This is a genomic window from Marinomonas sp. ef1 (assembly GCF_002806845.1).
Classification (GTDB): Bacteria; Pseudomonadota; Gammaproteobacteria; order Pseudomonadales; family Marinomonadaceae; genus Marinomonas; species Marinomonas polaris.
The window spans coordinates 26,687-47,100 of sequence record NZ_NHTT01000001.1; the positions used below are offsets into that span (position 1 = coordinate 26,687).

The following is a 20,414-nucleotide window of genomic DNA, read 5'->3' on the forward strand; positions in this document are numbered from 1 at the left end:
GCACCTTGCATGAGGAAGAAAAAGTGTCTGAATTAAAGACTGAAGAAGAACAAATCGAAGCGTTTAAATCATGGTGGAAAAAGAACGGCATAATGTTGGTCGTTGTTATCGCTGTTGCTGTTGGTGGTTATTTTGGTTGGCAGGCGTGGAAAACGAGCCAAGCTAACTATACTAGCGAAGCATCTGCGCTTTATCAAAACTTGGTCCAAGCCTCTGCTGATTTAAGTGATGAAAATAATCAAAAAACTGTCGTCTTTATCGCTAAGCAACTTGCCGATGATTATGGTGACACTGGTTATGCAATGTTCGGTCAATTATTCTTGGCTCGTGTAGATGCTGAAAATGGTAAATACGATGAGGCAATTAAGGCATTGGATGATGCTATTGCCAAAACAAAAGATATTTCTTTTGTGGCGATTGCGAATCTACGAGTAGCGCGATTAATGCTTCAAAAAGAGGATTATGCTGGCGCTATGGCTCGTGTTGAAAAAGTATCTGAAGAAGAGTTTGCTGCACAGCAGCAAGAATTGATTGGTGATATTTTAATCTCACAAGGTAAGCGTGATGATGCGCGTATTGCTTATCAGAAGGCTGGTGAGGCATTGGGCGTTGGTGTAAATCATCCATTGCTTGATATTAAACTTAAGGATTTGGTGAAAGGTTAACTATGAGCAAGTCTCTTTTTTTCGTCGTATTGTTTACTGCTTTGATCATTCAGGGTTGCTCTAACTCTCGTCCAGCTTTGCCAGACCTTCCTTCTATTGAAAGTAAGGTTAATTTAAAAACATCGTGGCGGACTGGTGTGGATGGTAATTTTGGTGAGTCTAGTGAACGTTTTAATCTTGTTGCAGAAAACGGTTCGTTGTTCTTTGTCACTGCTAAGGGAACGGTTTACGAACTTGCACAAGAGAATGGAAAGAAAAAAGATACTTTCTCAACTGAATATAGACCTAGTGCAGGTGTGGCGCGCCATGGTGACGTTGTCTATTTTGGTACGTATGATGCTCAACTGATTGCCGTTTCTTTAACAAGTAAATCGATATTGTGGGAAAAGACGTTAAGTTCTGAAGTGTTGTCGGAAGGCTCTTATGCTGCTGGTAAATTGGCTATTCAAACTGCTGATGGCTGGTTAAGCGTACTTGATGCTGAAACGGGTGATACTCAGTGGCGTGCGAAAGAAGATTTGCCATCTTTGACAGTACGTGGTACAAGCGCACCAGTTATTGCTGACGGCAAGGTTATTGCTGGTTTTGCCAGCGGTAAGTTGAAAGCTTATTCGCTACAAGACGGTAATTTACTTTGGTCGTATGAGGTCGGTAAGCCTGAAGGGCGTTATGAAATAGAGCGATTAAGCGATATCGATGGTCGTTTAGTAGTAGAAAACGGTGTTGTTTATGCTGTTGCCTACAATGGTACGCTTGCCGCTCTTTCGATTGAAAATGGTCGCCCATTATGGCAGCGTAGTATTCCTAGTTCTGTAGGTGTTGCCGTACGAGGAGAGCTGTTAGTTGCGGTTGATATGACAAGTAAAGTCATTGCGTTGAACGCTAAAAACGGCACCGAGGTTTGGGAAAATAAAGATCTTGTAGACCGAGATTTAATTACGCCAGAATTTTTCCGTGACTATGTTGCTGTGATGGATCGCGGTGGTTATGTTCATTTACTTGATCTAACAACGGGCGAAGTTGCAGCTCATAAAGTAGCTGATAATGGCGTCCCACCAGGTAGTCGCATGGTGGCAAATGACAAGCAATTGTTTATTCTTACGCCGAACTCTAATGTGACGGCATTGAGCTATTGAAATCAGTTTCGATTTCTTTTAGCGATTTTTAAAGAGGCTGCCATCCCTTTTATAGGGGTGGTGGCCGCTTTGTATTTTTATAGGTAAAAAAATGATTCCAGTTATTGCATTGGTAGGTAGACCCAATGTTGGCAAGTCAACTCTCTTCAATCAATTGACGAGATCTCGTGATGCTTTGGTTGCCGATTATCCAGGCTTAACCCGTGACCGAAAATACGGTGACGGTAAACTTGGTGAACATGAATTTATCGTCATTGATACCGGTGGTATCAGTGGTGATGAGCAAGGTATTGATGAAAAAATGGCACGCCAGTCTTTGTTGGCGATAGAAGAAGCAGATGTTGTCTTGTTTCTTGTTGATGGCCGTCATGGTCTGAACCCTGCTGACGAGATGATCGCTAGTCATTTACGTCGTTCTAATAAGCAGGTTTCTCTTGTGGTGAATAAGACCGACGGTATCAATGAAGATATCGCTTTGGCTGATTTTTATTCATTAGGTTTTGGTGAGTTACACCCAATTGCTGCTTCTCATGGTAAGGGTGTACATGTCCTAATTGATAAGGTCATGTTGCCATTTGCAGAGCGTGTTGAAGAAGCCAAGAATCAAATTAGCATAGAGTCACGTGGCATTCGTATTGGTGTGGTGGGTCGTCCAAACGTGGGTAAATCTACATTGGTAAACCGCATGCTAGGCGAAGATCGTGTTGTGGTTTATGACATGCCAGGCACCACCCGTGACAGTGTTTATATTCCTTATGTGCGTAACGATAAAGAATATACTCTTATCGATACCGCAGGTATTCGTCGCCGTAAACATGTTAAAGAAGCGGTTGAGAAGTTTTCTATTGTTAAGGCTTTGCAAGCCATTCAAGATGCTAACGTAGTTATTGTAGTCATTGACTCCCATGAAGATTTGGTTGAGCAAGATCTACACATGATCGGTTATGTGTTGGATGCGGGGCGTGGTGTTATCATTGCCATCAATAAATGGGATGGTCTTAAAAAAGACGATCGTGAGCATATCAAGAGTGAAGTTGAGCGTCGTTTGGGTTTTGTCCCTTACGCTAAAGTGCATTACATCTCGGCCTTGCATGGTACTGGTGTCGGTGATTTGTACGATACGATTGAAAGTACTTACGAGTCTTGTTATGCCAAATGGACCACAAACCGTTTGACAAGAATTCTTGAAGATTCCATTGCAGAACACCAGCCTCCAATGGTGAATAGTCGTCGAATCAAGCTTCGATACGCTCACCAAGGTGGGTCAAATCCACCACGTATTGTAGTTCATGGTAATCAGACTGATTCTTTGCCAGGAAGCTATAAGCGTTATCTTGAAAATAAATTTAGAACTGTGCTGAACATTACTGGTACACCGATTATTTTTGAATTTAAATCGGCTGAAAACCCGTTTGCTCCTAAGAAATAATCGTTATTTTTAAAAGATAACTCAAGAATCTCTGAGTGCCTTTGTTATGCAGGGGGGCTTGGAGATTTTTTTATGTAAAATGTATGAAATCTCTTTCTAAATATAAGGTTATTCACTATTCTCGCGCCAATGGCATTAACTTTTTTATAAGCACTTTTTTTATAAGCATCGTTTGTACGTTTGCTTTCTTATTTTGTTCAAAGGACATCTATGAAAATCGCAATTCTTTCTCGTAATCCTCGACTTTATTCTACTCGTCGATTGGTTGAGGCAGGTGAACAGCTTGGGCATGAGGTAGATGTAATTGATACGATGCATTGTTATATGGACATTACAAGTAGCAACCCTTCCGTTCGTTACGACGGTAAGCCTCTGCCTAAGTATGATGCGGTTATTCCAAGAATTGGAGCATCAGTTACTTTTTATGGTACGGCTGTGGTTAGACAGTTTGAGATGATGGGCACTTACAGTATTAACGAGTCTGTGGCGATCAGTCGTTCACGTGATAAGTTAAGATCTTTGCAGCTTATGTCCCGTAAAGGCTTGGGTTTGCCTAAAACAGGTTTTGCGCACCATCCTGATAAGATAGGCGACTTGCTTAAAAATGTCGGTGGCGCGCCTGTAGTGATTAAGCTTTTGGAAGGTACTCAAGGTATTGGTGTCGTTTTGGCGGAGTCGAATAAGACTGCTGAGTCTATTATCGAAGCCTTTATGGGCTTAAAAGCTAATATCTTGGTGCAAGAGTATATCAAAGAAGCAGGTGGTGCTGATATTCGCTGTTTGGTAGTTGGTGGTAAAGTTATTGCTGCAATGAAAAGACAAGGTGCAGAAGGCGAGTTTCGCTCAAACCTTCACCGCGGTGGCACAGCGTCTTTAATTCGATTGTCGCCTGAAGAAAGGCGCACAGCGGTAGAAGCTGCAAAAGTAATGGGCTTGAATATGTGTGGTGTGGATATACTAAGATCCAATAATGGCCCTCTTATTATGGAAGTTAACTCCTCGCCTGGTTTAGAAGGTATTGAATCTGCAACCGGCAAAGACGTTGCTTCTATGATTATTAAGCACATTGAAAAAACGGCATTTTTGAGTAGCACAAAAACAAAAGGAAAAGGTTAATGGGGAAAGCAACTTTAACAATTGGCGGTGTAGAGATTCCGCTAGGTGGTACTGCTCGTATAAAACTGCCAATGGTAAAGTTGTATACGGACACGAACATGTCTATGCCGGTGTTTGTAAAGCGCGGCAAGCGTTCTGGTCCGACCTTGTTTATTAGCGCTGCGATTCATGGTGATGAGTTGAATGGTATCGAGATTATTAGTCGAATCATTCAAAGCAAATATCTTGAGAGTTTAAAAGGTACCTTGATCGCAGTGCCAATTGTTAACGGTTATGGCGTGTTGAGTCAAAGTCGTTATTTACCTGATAGGCGAGATTTAAATCGTTCTTTTCCAGGCTCTCAGCGTGGCTCCTTAGCGGGACGCGTTGCAGATCGTTTTTTGAGTGAGATTGTTTCTAAGGCAAATTACGGTATCGACCTTCATACGGGAAGTTTGCACCGTACCAACTTGCCGCAAGTGCGAGCGAATCTTGATGATCCTGAGACGCTGGCTATTGCAAGAGCCTTTGGTGTTCCTGTTTTGATGAACTCTAACCTTCGCGATGGCTCATTACGTGAATGTGCCAATGATGTTGGTGCTAAGGTTATTTTGTATGAAGCGGGTGAAGCGTTGCGCTTTGATGAGCTATCTATACGAGCTGGTGTGAAAGGTATTGTTGGAGTCATGAGGCATTTGGGAATGTTGCCTAAGTCGCGCAGTAAAAAGTCTCTGTCTGAGCCGAGAATTGCACGCAGCAGTAGTTGGATAAGAGCCACTGATAGTGGTTTTACAACACATATGAAAGAGCTAGGTGATCTTGTTGAGACCGGTGATGTGCTTGCTGAGATTAAAGATCCTTATGGTGATATTTTAGATAAGGTTTTGTGCAAAAATGGTGGGATTATTATTGGTAAGCAAAATATACCATTAGTTCAAGAAGGTGACGCTATGTACCATATTGCTCACTTTTCATCCCCAGATGAAGTGGCAGGACATGTGGAAAGTATGCAGGATGAGTTGATGGACAGTGAAGCGTCTTTGAATTTGATCGACTATAAGTCTTCTTGACTCGATGACTAATGTCATTTTTATTATAAATGTCATGACATAAGCATGAAACAAGTAATGATAGTGTCATCTTCACGTGCCATATCGTTTTTTCACTTTTTTTTCACTAAAATCTCAACTTCAAAAGTTGAGGTCTTTTCATGTTTATTCTTCGTGGTTTGGTTTATCTTTTTGCTGTTGCTGGCGTAGCTCAGCTTATCTCTTTGGAAGGGTATCAGTCGCTAACTGCTGCTGAATACAGTGAGCAAACTCTTACTGAGCATCTGCAAGACTTCATGTCTTTCTTTAGCTGCATGTTATTTCTTTATGCTGCGCGTTTAGACGCAAAATTAAATATAGCCGCGACATTGCTCGGAGCTTTGCTGGCGATGATGTTTGTGCGTGAATCTGATTCTTTATTGGATCAGTATGTGTTTGATGGGGCGTGGCAAAGCATTGTAAGTATTATATTTATATGTGTTTTAATTTTTCTATGGGGGCGGTTTTCTTCAATTTACGCTTCTTTAAAAGAATATTCTCTACAATCTAGCTTTGGTACTTTTCTCGCTGGATTTGTCACTATACTGGCGTTTTCTAGGTTGATGGGTCGTAGTTCATTTTGGCAGGCTGTAATGGGCGATTCCTATATGCGTCTTGTTAAGAATATTGTAGAAGAGGGGATTGAGACATTAGGTTATACCTTAATCTTAATCTCTGCTATTGAGTTGGTTATTGCTTGTCGTAGACGCAGTAAGCTAGCAAAGATAGAGCATAACTAATTTCTAATGTAATGAAAAAAACGCGCCATGTTGAATAAGCATGACGCGTTTTTTTATGTCTGTCTCTTTGTGAACTTAATTTGGAGATAAGCTTACTGTTGGCGAGACTTTACTTTTGTCTTGCGGCGTTTTGCTGGAGCAGTTGGCCCACCATTAATACGGCTACTTGCAGGTTTGGCATCGTTGCTCGTTTTGCGGCGAGCTTTTTCTGCAGCGGCATTCTTCTCCATAGTTGGTCTGTTTGACGTATGGGAAGCGCCAGTAGCTTGGCCTGGTTTGGCTTTTTGAGGGCGACGATGGATCTGCTTATCTTTCTCTTCAGCTGGCACCAATTTGTTATCACCATGACCTATAAGGTCAGGGCGTCCCATTTTGATTAAAGTGTTGCGTAGGTCTTGCCAGTTGCTTGGATCGTGATAACGCAAGAAACCTTTTTGTACCGTACGTTGCTTGGCATCTTTGGGTGTATAAACGTCTTCGCTTTTATAGGTAACTGGTTTTAGTGGGTTTTTACCAGAATGATACATAGCTGTCGCTAATGACATGGGCGAAGGATAAAAGGTTTGTACTTGGTCCGGTTTGAAGTCGTTGGTTTTCAACCACACAGCAAGGTTAAGCATATCCTCGTCTGAACTGCCCGGATGGGCGGCGATAAAGTAAGGGATTAAATGCTGCTTCTTGCCTGCTTCTTTGGAATATTTATCAAACATGCGTTTGAAGCGGTCATATGTACCCATACCTGGCTTCATCATTTTTGATAAAGTGCCTTGCTCTGAGTGCTCTGGAGCAATTTTCAGTAAGCCACCAACGTGATGGGTGACGAGTTCACGAACGTACTCAGGATCTTCTACAGCAAGGTCATAACGTAAACCGGAGGCGATAGATACGGTATGAATACCTTCAACCGCACGAGTTTTACGATATAGTTGAGTTGTTGGGCTATGATCTGTATTCAAGTTGGAGCAAATGGTCGGATAAACACAAGACAGTTTACGGCACGACGCTTGTACTTCATCGTCGTTACAGTTCAGGGTGTACATGTTGGAAGTAGGTCCGCCAAGGTCAGAAATATGCCCTGTGAAACCTGGCACCTTGTCCTTGATATCTTCAATTTCCTTCAAAATTGATTCGTGTGAGCGAGATTGAATCACTCGTCCTTCATGCTCGGTAATCGAACAAAAAGTACAGCCACCAAAACAACCACGCATAATGTTGATCGATGTTTTGATCATGTCATAAGCAGGAATGCGGGCTTTTTTGTATTTCGGGTGCGGCACACGTGCATAAGGTAAATCAAACACGCCGTCCATTTCAGGTGTTTCCAATGGAATCGGTGGCGGATTTACCCAGATTTCTTTCTTGCCATGTTTTTGAATCAGTGCGCGTGCGTTATGCGGGTTTGATTCAAGGTGCAAAATACGTGATGTGTGCGCGTATAAAACAGGGTCTTTAGAAACTTTTTCAAAAGAAGGTAAACGAATATAGGTTTTTTCAGGATCGAGCTTTTCGCCACGACGAAGTGGAGCAGGAATTACGCGAATAGGCATTACGTCGGACTCTTCTTCGTCCTTTGTCTGACACTTACCTTCTGGAATATATTCATAAGGGCTGTAAATTTGTTCTACTTTGCCGGGCCAATCCACACGAGTCGAATCGATTTCTGTATAGCCGCCAGGTGGGGTATTTCGAACAATAGTCGTGCCGCGAATATCGGTTAACTCATCAAGTGTTTTACCCATAGCCATCTGATGGGTTACTTCAATCATGGCGCGTTCAGCATTGCCGTAAAGTAAAATATCGGCAGTCGAATCGATTAGCACTGAACGGCGCACTTCATCACTCCAATAATCATATTGGGCAATACGGCGAAGGCTGGCTTCAATACCGCCAATCATCACTGGTACATCATGGAAGGCTTCTTTACAACGCTGAGAATAAACAATAACCGCGCGATCAGGACGTTTTCCGCCAATGCCATAAGGTGTATAAGCATCATCATTACGTACTTTCAAGTCGGCAGTGTAGCGGTTGATCAAGGAGTCCATATTGCCTGCAGTAACGCCAAAGTACAGGTTAGGACGACCAAGACGCATGAAATCTTCAGTGTTACGCCAATCTGGTTGATCGATGATGCCGACGCGATAACCTTGCGCTTCTAATAAGCGACCTAAAACCGCCATACCAAAACTAGGGTGATCCACATAAGCATCACCTGACACTATGATTACATCACAGCTGTCCCAGCCAAGAGCGTCCATTTCTTCTCTTGTAGTTGGTAGGAAGGGCGAAACGCCATAACACTCAGCCCAATATAATGGGTAAGAAAAGAGTTCTTTGGCGGTTTTATGTCGTTTGATCATTGTTTACTCTTGGTATCGGGCGTAATGGCTAGCGATATTCTTTGTCATTACGAGGATACATGGCTTATCGGTGAAAAATTGTGCTGCATTATCCCAGAAAAAACCTAGGGTAGACAGCCTAATCTAGGTCTATTCAGGCTTATATTCTCTAAGGTTGAATACGCCATACACTTTCTTCAAATATGTTGTGTCCTTCCTCTTTATACTGAGGATTGGTCAGTGCTAGGTTTTCCGAGGCGATTTTCTGAATTTGACTCCCCCACAGTGATACAACACTATCTTCATTGACAGAAAACGGCGGACCTTGTTTGTCGCCATCATACTGTAATGAAACCAATAGCACACAAGCAGATGAAGACAAACGATCAAGTGTATGGGTAACATACTCTTTACGTTTTGAATCTGGCATGGCTATCATTGCTGCGCGATCATAACAGGCATCAAAATCGGTTTCGTTGAATTGAAAATAGTCACCCTCGACAATGCGTAGAGGCAATCCGTCAACACTATGAACTTTTAAATCGCCTTCTTGATGTGTTTCAAAGGCCAAATCGTTATCACCTAAAAACTGAATCACCGCTAGAGAAGATAGCTCAACGCCTGTAACCTGATAACCTTGCTCAGCTAACCAGATCATGTCATTGGACTTTCCACATAAAGGCACAAGAATTCGACTTCCTTTTGGCAAGACAGGCCAGAACTCTATTAGCTTTGGGTTGACGCCTTCTTGATGAAAGCCAATACGCCCTGTTTTCCATCGATCCAACCAAAATTCATTTGTAATCACGATAACCTCGTTAAATTAGGCTTGTTTATGTTCTATGTGTATTGTATTTGTCTTATTTTACGTCGAACAATTCGTAATGCAAAAAATCCATTATAGACGGCAAAAAAGTTTTTTAGCTGCCTATTTTTCGCATTTTACACATAGATTGTTGCAGTCTTCCATATGGAGTTTTTATGTCTTTAGACCACGCGCCAGATCATATCAAGCTGGCTGTTGATCTTATTGAGTTGCTTGAAAGTCACGATATTGATCCAAGTGTCGCTGTTGGTGCTTTGACCATTGCTTTGAGAGACTTTCAAGCGAAGCTTGAAAGAATAGATAAAGAGCAAGCGAAGCTTGAAAATACAGATAAAAAAGTAAGTGGAGCTTGAGTGAATAGACCAAGAAGAAACAAAATAGTTTCTCAGAGGCTTCATTCGAACTCGACGAGTTAAATTAAAATTGTTTTACCAATAGAATAAAAAAATAAGAGGTTCTATCTATGCAATTAATTGCACTTGTTGCCACAGCACTTGTCGCTCTTTTACATCTATACATTATGTACATCGAGATGTTTCTTTGGGATAAACCTAAAGGCATGAAAATATTTGGCTTGAAACCGGAATTTGCCAAAGCGAGCAAGGTAATGGCTGCGAACCAAGGGCTTTATAACGGTTTTCTTGCTGCGGGGTTATTGTGGGGGTTGTGGCTTGGTGTGGCAGGCTCACAGGTGACAGTTTTCTTTTTGCTTTGTGTGGTTGTTGCTGGTGTTTACGGTGCGATTACCTCAAGCAAGAAAATATTGTTTGTACAGGGATTGCCTGGGGTGATTGCTTTAATTGCGGTTTTATCAGCAGCTTAGCGAATACATTAAGAGGGGGAGGGTTATGTCGGTAAAAGAAAATATGCAGCTGATGGCGTCTTATAATCAATGGATGAATCAGGCTGTTTATAAAGCCGTTGGTGAGTTAAGTTATGCCGATCTAGTTGAAGATAAAGGTGCATTCTTTGGCTCTGTGCTAGGCACGCTTAATCACAATTTAGCGGCTGATATTATTTGGCTGAAACGCTTTGCAGACCATTTCATTGAGCTTTCTAGTCTAGATCTTGTTCGTGCATTAGAGCGTCCGGCTGAGCTTAATACTCAGTTGTTTGATGATTTACTCTTATTGCAACGTAAACGTTTCGAGCTAGATAAGCAGATTATTACCATGATGGATGAAGTAACCGACGAGATGCTAGCATCGGCATTGGTATATAAAAATATGAAGGGGATTGATCATTCTCAACGGTTTGGTTTTACGCTGCAGCATTTTTTTAACCATCAGACCCATCATAGAGGACAGATAACTACCTTGCTTTCACAAATGGGAATTGACGTTGGTATTACTGACTTGATAATCACCATTCCACGCATGTAATTGTTATAATGCGCATAAATCTTATTTAAAAAGAGTTCTATTGTGCACACACTTGACCAACTTAACCGTGGAGAGTTGAAAGGCAATGTTCGCCTGCAGCTATCTGAGAATTTAACAGTTTTTCCTGAGGCTATCTTTGATCTAGCTGAAAGCCTAGAAATTTTAGATTTATCGAATAACAGTTTAAGTGAGCTACCAGCAGATTTATCACGTTTTAAAAAACTTCGTATACTTTTTTGCTCGAATAATCGCTTCACGCAATTGCCAGAGGTTCTAGGGCAATGCGAGAACTTGGAGATGATTGGTTTTAAAAGCAATCAAATTACTAGCGTGTCTTCTGATTCGTTGCCGACACTGACCCGTTGGTTAATTCTTACCGATAACAAAATTGACTCTCTTCCAGAGGATTTTGGAAAGCTAATACGTCTACAGAAGCTGGCTTTAGCGGGAAATCGTTTAACATCACTGCCTGATTCTATCGTTAATTGTCGCAACCTGGAATTGGTTCGCCTTTCGGCTAATCAGCTGGTGGCTTTCCCTGATGCCTTATTGGAGTTGCCTCGTTTGGCTTGGTTGGCATTCTCTGGCAATCCATTTTGTGCCGAGCGTGATCCGCATAATGAATTTAAAACAGTGCAATTTCGTGATTTGGAATTGCATCAAGTATTGGGACAGGGGGCATCAGGTGTTATTTCCTTAGCGACTTGGCGTGAAAATACCTTTGATTTTTCAGACTCTGTAGCCGTCAAGGTATTCAAGGGTGAGGTAACGAGTGATGGTTATCCTGAGGACGAACTTGATGCATGTCTTGCTGTCGGTAACCACAGTAATTTGGTTCAACCTTTGGCAAAAGTGACGGAGGTTGATTGTTCTGCGCTGGTGATGGAGCTGATTCCTGCACATTATACGAATCTAGGTCAACCACCAAGTCTTATGTCTTGCACACGCGATACTTTTGCGGTGGATCAGCAATTCTCGATAGATAAAATAATTCGAATTGTTGAGCAAGTAGATCAGTTAGTCGCGCATTTTTGTGAGAAAGAAGTCAGCCATGGCGATCTTTATGCCCATAACATCTTAATCAATGAAGAAGGTCATGTATTGTTTGGTGATTTTGGTGCGGCATCAAAATATGCTAATTTATCGCCTCAGCAGCAGAAAGGGATTGAGCGAATAGAGCGACGAGCTTTAGGCTTCTTTATCGATGATATGTTGAGCTTGTGTGTTGAAGAAGATCGAAATAGCGACCTTTATAAATTGCTACGCTCTCACGCATTTTCCTAGATTATAAAGTTGTTTTAAACCTTATTTGTTAGGTAAAAAGTGCCCCGCATCTCATGCTCATGAAATGCGGGGCACTTTTACGAACTTAGTACTCTCTTAACCAAACTTAGTGTTTTCTAAGCCAAATGCTTAGAGCATTTGTTTGGCTTTTTCTGTTAAGCGAATGGTTTGATCGCAAGCATTTGCCAGCTCAATACCTTTCTTAACAAAATGACGGCTGAAGTATTCTTTATGCTCGTCGTGCTCATGGAAGTTATGAGGTGTTAGTACCGCTGTTAGAACAGGTACTTCCGTTTCCAATTGAACTTGCATTAAGGCGTTACAAATTGCCTGAGCAACAAAATCGTGACGGTAAATACCACCATCTACAACCAATGCCGTACCTGCAATAGCGGAATATTGCCCACTTTTTGCTAGCAGTTTTGCTTGTAATGGAATTTCGTAGCCACCAGGTACGGAGATAACCTCAATTAAAGAAGCATCGTAACCGCGAGAGACTAGTTCGTTTTTAAAGCCTTCAACGCAATTTAATACAATATCTTCGTGCCAAGTAGCATGAAGAATAGCGATGCGTTTTGTAGCAGGAGTGAAATCAATGTTATTCGTTGAGCTCTGATTCATTTTTTAATCCTAAATATCTAAGGTGAATCAGGGCGAACGGGCAGGCAAATACACCACTTTTAAATGGCATACCTTAAATCGGGCGTAGCAAAAGTTGCTAAGCCAATATAGGTCTTGTCTGACGCGCTCTCTATCATCCGGACTATAACCGTCGGCTCTGGAATCACACCAGATCTGCTGACCCTAAAAGAAAGGCTTCTTAAAGGCGCTCGCGGGCTTAGATTTTAGTTTAAATTCTTTAGTTTAAACAAAGTCTTTACCGCCGGTGGGGAATTTCACCCCGCCCCGAGAACGAAGTCGGATAAATCCGACTGGTGAAATATACTCGTTTTCATCCTTGACTGTCAAAGAGTCTGCTCTTGTCAATTGTGGCGATTTTGTGACAATTTTGCCGTTAATTAATGGTTTAAATAACAAAAAGTAACTAATAACTGATAGTGCTTGGTAGAGCTTATTATCTAGCGCTATATAATATGAGCTGTTAAAATTCAGATTGCTCACTATAATGACCTTTTAGTCAAGAATGGTGTATCGGAAAAGTGGTTCTAGAATGGAGTCTCATATAGTGCACATTAAAAAGTTGCTTCTACAAAGCGTCCTGCTTGGTTCTTCTTTATTTGGACTAGCTGCTTGCAGCTCAGTTAATAAAAACGTTGCTCCAGATGAAGATACATATGAGATAGAAGACGTTGCTCAAACCAATGAGGCTGATTATCTCTGCAATAACATGCCTTTAAATATATTTTTTCATGCCGAACAAGCCCAGTTATCTTGGAAAGAAAAAACCTATGTACTTACTCATGCAATAAGCGCCTCTGGTGCATTTTATTTGGGTGAAGGCCTATCTTTTTGGATTCATGGTGATGAAGCTGAACTAGAGTTTAATGGCGTAGAAAGAAATCATTGCCGCCTTGTTCGTGTTGAATCCTAAACCTGAACATCACTCATTCTAAATAGTGGTGTTTTCATCCCGTCAAATTTGCAATCCGTGTACAATGGCCTCATTCGCGTCCTGTGGCGCTTGATTATATTGTAGAGAATGCATGAGCAAGTTATTTGTAATGGGTATGGGGCCCGGTGATTTAGGCTTGGTGGCACCGAATGCCACCAAAGCATTGGCAGTTTGCAGTGATTGGGTTGCTTACGGCTACTATTTAGATTTACTGGGTGAGCTAAGCGAAGGAAAAACCTTTCATAATCTGCCATTAGGTGAAGAAATAGGCCGCGCACGCTTGGCTCTTGACTTGGCTGCGCAAGGAAAAAATACTGCTTTGATTTCCAGCGGTGACATTGGCATTTATGCAATGGCGACTTTGGTATTTGAATTGCTGGATATGCAGTTACAAGGCAAAGAAAATCATCCTGAATGGCTGGATGTGGATATTGAAGTTATCCCAGGTATTTCTGCTATGCAAGCGGGCGCTAGCCGAGTTGGCGCCATGCTTGGCCACGACTTCTGCACTATTTCATTGTCTGATTTATTAACTCCTTGGGAAACCATCGATAAGCGCTTGCATGCTTGTGGCGCTGGCGATTTTGTTGTGTCTTTTTACAACCCCGTTTCGAAAAAACGCGATTGGCAATTGAACCACGCTCGTGATGTTTTGTTGCAATATCGTCCTGCTACCACACCAGTCATGATTGGCCGCCAATTAACTCGCCCTGAAGAAGATATTACCTTTACGACGCTTGGCGAATTAGATGCTAAAGACGTGGATATGTTTACCATGGTTAGTGTCGGGAACTCCGACACCAAACACATAGTCAATGGTGAGAAGAATTGGATTTATACGCCGCGCGGCTATTCTAAGAAGCTTTAAGAGCTCTTATAAACGTTTTAGCTCTTTATAAAAGATAAGGGAAATAAATGAAGGTTTACTTTATTGGCGCAGGCCCAGGCGATCCAGACTTGATGACGGTAAAAGCCGTCAAAACCATGGAACGTTGTCCGATTGTTCTTTATGCGGGTTCTTTGATTCCACCGCAGGTGATTGATAGTGTTCGTGGTTCAGCAGAGGCAATTTACGATACAGCGGAAATGAATTTGGATGAAACAACAGCAGTCATCGAAAAAGCCGCGCAAGAAGGCAAAGACGTTGCCCGTTTGCAGTCTGGTGATCCGGCTCTTTATGGCGCGATTGGCGAGCAAATTCGTCGTTTGGAAGCCTTAGATATTGATTACGAAGTGATTCCGGGTGTTAGTGCGGTTGCGGCATCGGCTGCGTTATTACGTAAAGAACTGACGTTATCTGGTGTTTCACAAACCGTTATTATGACTCGTTATGAAGGTAAAACGCCTTTTCCAGAACGAGAGCGTTTGCCAGCCTTGGCGCAAAGTGGCGCGACGTTAGCGATTCATCTTGGTATTACTCGTATCCATAAAATCGTTGAAGAACTCATTCCTCATTATGGTGAAGATTGTCCTGTTGCTGTGTGTTATCGCACCAGTTGGCCGGATCAAGATTATGTTGTGGGAACTTTAGCGGATATTGTTGCCAAAGTAAGAGAGAAAAAATTCACTCGTACCAGTTTGATATTGGTCGGAAAGGTATTAGACACGGAAGATTTCGCGGATTCCTATTTATATGATAAAGGACAAGCGCATATCTTTCGTAAGATACACAAGTCTAAGAAAACATAATTTTAAAATACTATCCCTGAAAGTAAGAAGGATGAATCATGCAGTTGAATAAAATTCCAACAACAATTGTGACTGGCTTTTTGGGCAGTGGTAAAACAACGTTATTATCTAATGTGCTAAAGCAAGCGGCTGGAAAGCGTATTGCCGTGATCGTCAATGAGTTTGGCGAACTAGATATCGATTCTGATCTATTGCGCTCTTGTCCTCTTGATTGCCCAGAAGGTGTAGAAGAGGGAAGCCAGCGTAGTGACGACGGTTTTTACGAACTGGCGAATGGTTGTATTTGCTGCACCGTAGAAGAAGAGTTTTTGCCAGTGATGCAGCAGCTGGTTGCTCGTCGTGGTGATATTGATCATATCTTGATTGAAACCAGTGGCTTGGCGTTACCAAAGCCTTTGGTGCAAGCCTTCAACTGGCCGGGAATTAAAGAGCATTGCACAGTCGATGCGGTCATTACCGTGGTGGATGGTGCTGCTGTAGCGGCAGGCCGCTTTGCCCATGACGAAGACAAAGTACAAGCACAACGTCAAGCTGACGAAAGTCTGGATCATGATCCTAGCTTGCAAGAATTGCTGGATGATCAGTTAAGCGCGGCTGACTTAGTTGTGGTCAGTAAAAATGATTTGTTGAACGATGAAGAGCGTGCTCGTGTGCAAGCGATTATTGCTCATGAAGTGCCAAGTACAGTCAAAACTGTTTATATCGAAAACGGCGAAGCCGCGTTGGATGTCTTGCTAGGTATTGACGCTGCAACAGAAAGCCGAATTGATGAAGTACATAACCACCACGATCATCATCATGCTCATGGTGCACATCATGACCATGCCCACGACCATTTTGATTCTTTTGTCGTGACATTGGGTGAGGTTCAGTCTGATCTTTTGCAAGAAACCCTGACTCAACTTGTGGAAGAACACAACATCTTCCGTGTCAAAGGCTTTGCGGCAGTACATGGCAAACCAATGCGCCAAGTGTTTCAAGTGGTAGGAACTCGTCTAGATCGCTACTTTGATCGCCTATGGCAACCTGAAGAAGTGCGCAAAACGCAGTTAGTGTTTATCGGTAAAGGCATCAGTAAAGAGCAGATTGAGAATATTCTTCATGATGCTTTGAGTGCTTGATATTTGAACGAAGCGGCTGCGCTCGTGACGCTGTGGATAAGAGTCGAATAATCTGATGACAAGATTGATTTAGTAAACAAACTGGAGAAACCGTGCACTTATTAGCAGCCAAACCGGGGGGCTTTGTTGACGATGAAGGGATTGTCGATCTTAGGCAAACACCTGCGGACTTAGTGATTTTGGCCGCGGCTGATAGTGTGCTCGGTGCGCTTGGTAGCGCTCTTGATCAGATCCTTTCTCTTCATCGTGCCAATGATGGATGGGACAACACACGATTACCGAGTGTTCGCCTTGCCAATTGGATGCAGTTGGTCAAACCTGCCGCTTACGATTTATACGAACACAAGGTGCTCGATCACGCTAAAGTGGTCGTCGTTTCACTACTCGGTGGCGAGCACTATTGGGCGTATGGTTTTCAGCGCTTACAAGACTGGGCGAAAGCGAAAGCTGGCCGAATACTGATTGTGGTGCCGGGGGATGACTCGCAAGATCCATCACTAATGAACGTCTCCACCGCGAAACCAGAAGACTGCCATCGTGTGTGGCGTTATCTGCGTGAAAGCGGTCAAACAAACTCTCAGCAATTATTCTATTTCCTCACCGACCGATACTCTGATCAACCTTGTCCTTGGCAAGAGCCAACACCTTTACCCAGTGCGCTTATTTATCATGCCGGTCATTCGTCTGGCTTTACTCAGTGGCAGAACCACTATGCTGATTGGCTGGCGGAAGGTCGTCCTGTTGCCATCTTGGCGTTTTATCGTTCTCATCTACAAAGCGGTAATACTGCCATGTTTGATGGCTTGATCGAGATTCTAGAGCAAGAAGGGCTGGTACCGCTGGCCGTGGCCGTGAGTTCACTCAAAGATGATGTGTCGGTGGGTCTGATCGAATCATTAGTGGAGCGTACCCAAGCTAAGGTCATTTTAAATACCACAGGCTTCGCGGCGAATCGTGTCGGGAGCCCTGATTTAGCCTCTGAACCGACGGATTTTCAATCTGCCTTTGCTTCGCCCATTCCGGTTTTGCAGTTGATTCTTTCTGGTAGTACCGAAGACGATTGGCAAGCGCAAACCCAAGGCTTACGCAGCCGTGATGTAGCCATGCAAATCGTTTTGCCGGAAATGGATGGACGCATTATTACTCGTGCTGTCAGTTTTAAAGCTTTAAGTCATTACAACGATATCGCCCAAGTAGATTTAGTGCGTTACGAATTGCATGAAGAGCGTGCGCGTTTTGTCGCTCAACTTGCCAAGCGTTTTGCGAATTTAGCCAGCAAACCAAACCACGAAAAGCGCATCGCTTTTGTTTTAGCCAATTACCCAACCAAAGACGGTCGTATTGGCAATGGTGTGGGTTTGGATACGCCCGCCTCGACGGTGAATTTATTAAAAGCGCTAGAGAGTGCAGGTTATCCGATTGAGAATATTCCCGATCATGGTAATGCCTTGATCGAAGAATTACTTGGTGCGGTTACCAACAATCCTAACACCTTACATGAACGTGGTTGCTGGCAAAGCCTCGCCTTAGAAGACTACTTAAAGTACTTTTATCTGCTGCCGTTGGAATGCCAAAACGCAGTTTGGGATCGTTGGGGGCCACCAGAAGACGACCACAAATGCCGTGAGCAAAACGGCCAGCGTCGCATCATGTTGGCTGGGATTCGCTTAGGTGAAACCTTTGTCGGCATTCAGCCAGCTCGTGGTTTTAATTTAGATCTCGCCGCGAACTATCATGACCCTGATTTGATTCCGCCTCATAGCTATTTGGCTTTTTACTTTTGGTTGCGTCATGTCTATCAAGTGGATGCTTTTGTACATGTGGGTAAGCACGGTAACCTCGAATGGTTGCCGGGCAAAGGAATTGCCTTGTCGGCGTCTTGTTGGCCAGATATTGCTCTAGGTCCGATGCCGCATTTTTACCCTTTTATCGTCAATGATCCGGGCGAGGGCGCGCAAGCCAAGCGCAGGACTCAAGCAGTGATTATCGATCACCTTATGCCGCCCATGACCCGTGCCGAAACCTATGGCGACATGGCCGAGCTCGAAAACTTAGTAGACGAATATTACCAAGCCATGGGCATGGACGTGCGCCGAGAAACCTGGCTGCGCGAGCAAATTCTCAAAAAAGTTCAAGAGTCCCATTTGTTAGAAGAGCTTACCGGCGTTGAATCTGGTAATGACGATGCTGTGCTGGAAGGGCTAGATACGTATTTATGTGAGATAAAAGAAGCACAAATTCGTCATGGTTTGCATCGTCTAGGAGAATTGCCCGAAGACGATAAGCTCGCTGATACACTGGTGGCTTTGTTACGTTTACCGCGCGGTAGCGAGATAACCAGCCAAGGGATACTTCATGGGTTAGTCAATGATTTTTCATTGAAACAAGACGATTTTGATCCGATGAAAAGTGAGCGTACGCCTTGGCTTGGCAATAAGCCCGTGCTTCTACAATCTATTAGTGAATTAGATTGGCGAACCCATGCGGACACCAAAGAACGCTTAGAGTTATTAGCCAAGTCGCTGGTGAAAAGTCATTTGATTGGTGACGATTCAACAGATGAGTTAGCAACAAAGTTACCTCAAACAGCCGCGATACTGGCTCACAGTAAAAAGCGTTTGTTAGTCGCTTTACAGCAAAGCGCGCATGATGAAATCCAAGCGTTAATAACTGGTTTGGCGGGTGGCTTTATTCCCCCTGGCCCAAGTGGCGCGCCGACACGTGGCCGACTCGATACCTTGCCAACAGGTCGCAACTTTTTCTCTGTCGATAATCGCGCTATACCTTCTCCTGCGGCCTGGGCGATTGGTCAGATGTCGGCTGAAGCGCTGATTCAACGACACTTACAAGAACATGGCGATTACCCGAAAGATCTAGGTTTGTCCGTCTGGGGAACCGCTACCATGCGAACCGGCGGCGATGATATTGCCCAGGCTTTTGCGTTGATGGGGGTTCGTCCAATTTGGGCACCGGGATCAAATCGTGTGACCGATTTTGAAATTCTTTCCTGCATGCAATTAGGTCGTCCAAGGGTGGATGTGACTTTGCGTGTTTCAGGCTTTTTTCGAGATGCTTTTGCCAATGTAATGCGGCTCTATGATGCGGCCGTGCAAGCCATTGCGGCATATCAAGAGCCGGGGAATGGCAACGTGATTCGCGCCAATGTGGAAGCGCGAAAAAGCAAATTACTTGCTCAAGGCATGAATGAAACTGAGGCGAATCGCCAAGCGACTTACCGTGTATTCGGTAGCAAGCCGGGGGCTTATGGCGCGGGCTTGCAAGGTCTTATTGATGAGCGTTGTTGGGACACCAAGGCTGATCTTGCCGAAGCGTATGTAAACTGGGGCAGTTATGCTTATGGCTCTTATATCGATGACGCTGATGGTCATCATAACAAGGGGAGTGGCGAAGGCGTCGAAGCCAAAGATGCGTTTATTGAGCGTTTGTCTCAACTGGATGCGGTGGTGCAAAACCAAGATAACCGCGAGCACGATATTCTCGATTCAGACGATTATTATCAATTCCAAGGCGGCATGACCAATGCGGTCACTGAGTTTAGTGGTCAAGCGCCGAGCGTTTATCATAGTGATCACTCTAACCCGAGCTCGCCAAAAATTAGGACCTTAAAAGAAGAGTTGAATCGTGTGGTGCGCTCACGAGTGCTGAATCCTAAATGGATCGAAGCTATGCAAACCCATGGCTACAAAGGCGCGTTTGAAATGACCGCCACCGTGGATTATTTATTTGCTTACGATGCGACCACCGATCTGGTGGCCGATTATCAATACGAGCAAGTTACCGATCGATTGTTGCTTGATCCAGAAAACCAAGCCTTTATGCGTGATAATAATCCCCATGCGCTAGAAGAAATGGGTGAGCGCTTATTAGAAGCCATACAGCGTGGCATGTGGCAAAATGCCGATGAGCACCGTGAAAAAATTCAATCCTTGTTGCTTGATTTAGATCAGCAACAAGAACAACGTCAGTGATCTTGGGCAGAAGATCTATTGTAACCTTGCTGGTCGAGTCTACACTCACTACCAGCTG

Annotated in this window: 18 protein-coding genes and 1 riboswitch; of the genes, 15 read left to right on the plus strand and 3 right to left on the minus strand. The window is 43.5% G+C overall.

Going from position 1 to position 20,414, the window contains the following annotated elements:
- Positions 1 to 23 precede the first annotated feature (23 nt).
- The 6 genes from CCS02_RS00140 (at position 24) to CCS02_RS00165 (ending at position 6,153) form a co-directional block, all read left to right on the plus strand.
- The gene (locus tag CCS02_RS00140; RefSeq protein ID WP_100635585.1) at positions 24 to 665 is read left to right on the plus strand and encodes a YfgM family protein; all 642 of its coding nucleotides are present in this window, start codon (positions 24 to 26) and stop codon (positions 663 to 665) included.
- A gap of 2 nt (positions 666 to 667) precedes the next feature.
- The gene (gene bamB / locus CCS02_RS00145) at positions 668 to 1,801 is read left to right on the plus strand and encodes an outer membrane protein assembly factor BamB (RefSeq protein WP_072837714.1); all 1,134 of its coding nucleotides are present in this window, start codon (positions 668 to 670) and stop codon (positions 1,799 to 1,801) included.
- A gap of 91 nt (positions 1,802 to 1,892) precedes the next feature.
- Positions 1,893 to 3,230, plus strand: coding sequence for a ribosome biogenesis GTPase Der (gene der, locus CCS02_RS00150; protein ID WP_072837715.1), 1,338 nt, complete (start codon positions 1,893 to 1,895; stop codon positions 3,228 to 3,230).
- Positions 3,231 to 3,440: 210 nt separating this feature from the next.
- Entirely contained in the window at positions 3,441 to 4,346 is a 906-nt protein-coding gene (gene rimK, locus CCS02_RS00155) for a 30S ribosomal protein S6--L-glutamate ligase (RefSeq protein WP_012069075.1), read from the plus strand.
- Positions 4,346 to 5,395 carry a succinylglutamate desuccinylase/aspartoacylase family protein gene (locus tag CCS02_RS00160; RefSeq protein ID WP_100635234.1) on the plus strand — a complete coding sequence of 350 codons (1,050 nt, stop codon included), beginning with the start codon at positions 4,346 to 4,348 and terminating at the stop codon, positions 5,393 to 5,395. Before rimK ends, CCS02_RS00160 begins: the two co-directional genes overlap by 1 nt.
- Positions 5,396 to 5,535: 140 nt before the next feature.
- Complete coding sequence (locus tag CCS02_RS00165; RefSeq protein ID WP_072837717.1) at positions 5,536 to 6,153, plus strand: hypothetical protein; 618 nt, start codon at positions 5,536 to 5,538, stop codon at positions 6,151 to 6,153.
- Between the two features lie 92 nt (positions 6,154 to 6,245).
- Here CCS02_RS00165 and CCS02_RS00170 read toward each other — a convergent pair whose 3' ends face one another.
- Together CCS02_RS00170 and tmpT are read right to left on the minus strand one after the other, a co-directional pair.
- Entirely contained in the window at positions 6,246 to 8,513 is a 2,268-nt protein-coding gene (locus tag CCS02_RS00170) for a YgiQ family radical SAM protein (RefSeq protein WP_100188373.1), read from the minus strand.
- 148 nt (positions 8,514 to 8,661) lie between these two features.
- Positions 8,662 to 9,300 (minus strand): thiopurine S-methyltransferase, encoded by a 639-nt coding sequence (gene tmpT, locus CCS02_RS00175; protein WP_072837719.1) that lies wholly within the window; start codon positions 9,298 to 9,300, stop codon positions 8,662 to 8,664.
- 173 nt (positions 9,301 to 9,473) lie between these two features.
- Here tmpT and CCS02_RS00180 point away from each other — a divergent pair, with 173 nt between their 5' ends.
- The 4 genes from CCS02_RS00180 to CCS02_RS00195 all read left to right on the plus strand — a co-directional run bounded on the left by CCS02_RS00180 (position 9,474) and on the right by CCS02_RS00195 (position 11,984).
- On the plus strand, positions 9,474 to 9,671 hold the full coding sequence (locus tag CCS02_RS00180; protein ID WP_072837720.1) for a DUF2496 domain-containing protein: 198 nt from the start codon (positions 9,474 to 9,476) through the stop codon (positions 9,669 to 9,671).
- A 110-nt stretch (positions 9,672 to 9,781) separates the two neighbouring features.
- Positions 9,782 to 10,141, plus strand: a complete 360-nt coding sequence (locus tag CCS02_RS00185) for a DUF1304 domain-containing protein (protein ID WP_072837721.1) — start codon at positions 9,782 to 9,784, stop codon at positions 10,139 to 10,141.
- A 25-nt stretch (positions 10,142 to 10,166) separates the two neighbouring features.
- Positions 10,167 to 10,700 carry a DinB family protein gene (locus tag CCS02_RS00190; protein WP_072837722.1) on the plus strand — a complete coding sequence of 178 codons (534 nt, stop codon included), beginning with the start codon at positions 10,167 to 10,169 and terminating at the stop codon, positions 10,698 to 10,700.
- Between the two features lie 42 nt (positions 10,701 to 10,742).
- Complete coding sequence (locus CCS02_RS00195; protein WP_100635235.1) at positions 10,743 to 11,984, plus strand: leucine-rich repeat-containing protein kinase family protein; 1,242 nt, start codon at positions 10,743 to 10,745, stop codon at positions 11,982 to 11,984.
- Between the two features lie 129 nt (positions 11,985 to 12,113).
- Here CCS02_RS00195 and CCS02_RS00200 read toward each other — a convergent pair whose 3' ends face one another.
- Positions 12,114 to 12,605 (minus strand): 6,7-dimethyl-8-ribityllumazine synthase, encoded by a 492-nt coding sequence (locus CCS02_RS00200; protein WP_072837724.1) that lies wholly within the window; start codon positions 12,603 to 12,605, stop codon positions 12,114 to 12,116.
- Positions 12,606 to 12,726: 121 nt separating this feature from the next.
- Positions 12,727 to 12,902, minus strand: a riboswitch (FMN riboswitch).
- 268 nt (positions 12,903 to 13,170) lie between these two features.
- On the opposite strand from CCS02_RS00200, the gene CCS02_RS00205 reads away from it, so the two are divergent.
- The 5 genes from CCS02_RS00205 (at position 13,171) to cobN (ending at position 20,356) form a co-directional block, all read left to right on the plus strand.
- Entirely contained in the window at positions 13,171 to 13,536 is a 366-nt protein-coding gene (locus CCS02_RS00205; RefSeq protein ID WP_157789926.1) for an MliC family protein, read from the plus strand.
- A gap of 112 nt (positions 13,537 to 13,648) precedes the next feature.
- The gene (gene cobJ / locus CCS02_RS00210) at positions 13,649 to 14,425 is read left to right on the plus strand and encodes a precorrin-3B C(17)-methyltransferase (RefSeq protein ID WP_072837726.1); all 777 of its coding nucleotides are present in this window, start codon (positions 13,649 to 13,651) and stop codon (positions 14,423 to 14,425) included.
- 47 nt (positions 14,426 to 14,472) lie between these two features.
- Complete coding sequence (gene cobM / locus CCS02_RS00215) at positions 14,473 to 15,246, plus strand: precorrin-4 C(11)-methyltransferase (protein ID WP_072837727.1); 774 nt, start codon at positions 14,473 to 14,475, stop codon at positions 15,244 to 15,246.
- A gap of 38 nt (positions 15,247 to 15,284) precedes the next feature.
- Entirely contained in the window at positions 15,285 to 16,367 is a 1,083-nt protein-coding gene (gene cobW, locus CCS02_RS00220; protein WP_100188369.1) for a cobalamin biosynthesis protein CobW, read from the plus strand.
- A gap of 92 nt (positions 16,368 to 16,459) precedes the next feature.
- Positions 16,460 to 20,356, plus strand: a complete 3,897-nt coding sequence (cobN, locus tag CCS02_RS00225) for a cobaltochelatase subunit CobN (RefSeq protein ID WP_100635236.1) — start codon at positions 16,460 to 16,462, stop codon at positions 20,354 to 20,356.
- Positions 20,357 to 20,414 lie beyond the last annotated feature (58 nt).

What these genes read in the sequence shown, in the direction of transcription:
- bamB (WP_072837714.1), top strand. Translation starts at nt 668, where the DNA reads ATGAGCAAGTCTCTTTTTTTCGTCGTATTGTTTACTGCTTTGATCATT.
- der (WP_072837715.1), top strand. Translation starts at nt 1,893, where the DNA reads ATGATTCCAGTTATTGCATTGGTAGGTAGACCCAATGTTGGCAAGTCA.
- rimK (WP_012069075.1), top strand. Translation starts at nt 3,441, where the DNA reads ATGAAAATCGCAATTCTTTCTCGTAATCCTCGACTTTATTCTACTCGT.
- CCS02_RS00160 (WP_100635234.1), top strand. Translation starts at nt 4,346, where the DNA reads ATGGGGAAAGCAACTTTAACAATTGGCGGTGTAGAGATTCCGCTAGGT.
- CCS02_RS00165 (WP_072837717.1), top strand. Translation starts at nt 5,536, where the DNA reads ATGTTTATTCTTCGTGGTTTGGTTTATCTTTTTGCTGTTGCTGGCGTA.
- CCS02_RS00170 (WP_100188373.1), bottom strand. Translation starts at nt 8,513, where the DNA reads ATGATCAAACGACATAAAACCGCCAAAGAACTCTTTTCTTACCCATTA.
- CCS02_RS00180 (WP_072837720.1), top strand. Translation starts at nt 9,474, where the DNA reads ATGTCTTTAGACCACGCGCCAGATCATATCAAGCTGGCTGTTGATCTT.
- CCS02_RS00185 (WP_072837721.1), top strand. Translation starts at nt 9,782, where the DNA reads ATGCAATTAATTGCACTTGTTGCCACAGCACTTGTCGCTCTTTTACAT.
- CCS02_RS00190 (WP_072837722.1), top strand. Translation starts at nt 10,167, where the DNA reads ATGTCGGTAAAAGAAAATATGCAGCTGATGGCGTCTTATAATCAATGG.
- CCS02_RS00200 (WP_072837724.1), bottom strand. Translation starts at nt 12,605, where the DNA reads ATGAATCAGAGCTCAACGAATAACATTGATTTCACTCCTGCTACAAAA.
- cobJ (WP_072837726.1), top strand. Translation starts at nt 13,649, where the DNA reads ATGAGCAAGTTATTTGTAATGGGTATGGGGCCCGGTGATTTAGGCTTG.
- cobM (WP_072837727.1), top strand. Translation starts at nt 14,473, where the DNA reads ATGAAGGTTTACTTTATTGGCGCAGGCCCAGGCGATCCAGACTTGATG.
- cobW (WP_100188369.1), top strand. Translation starts at nt 15,285, where the DNA reads ATGCAGTTGAATAAAATTCCAACAACAATTGTGACTGGCTTTTTGGGC.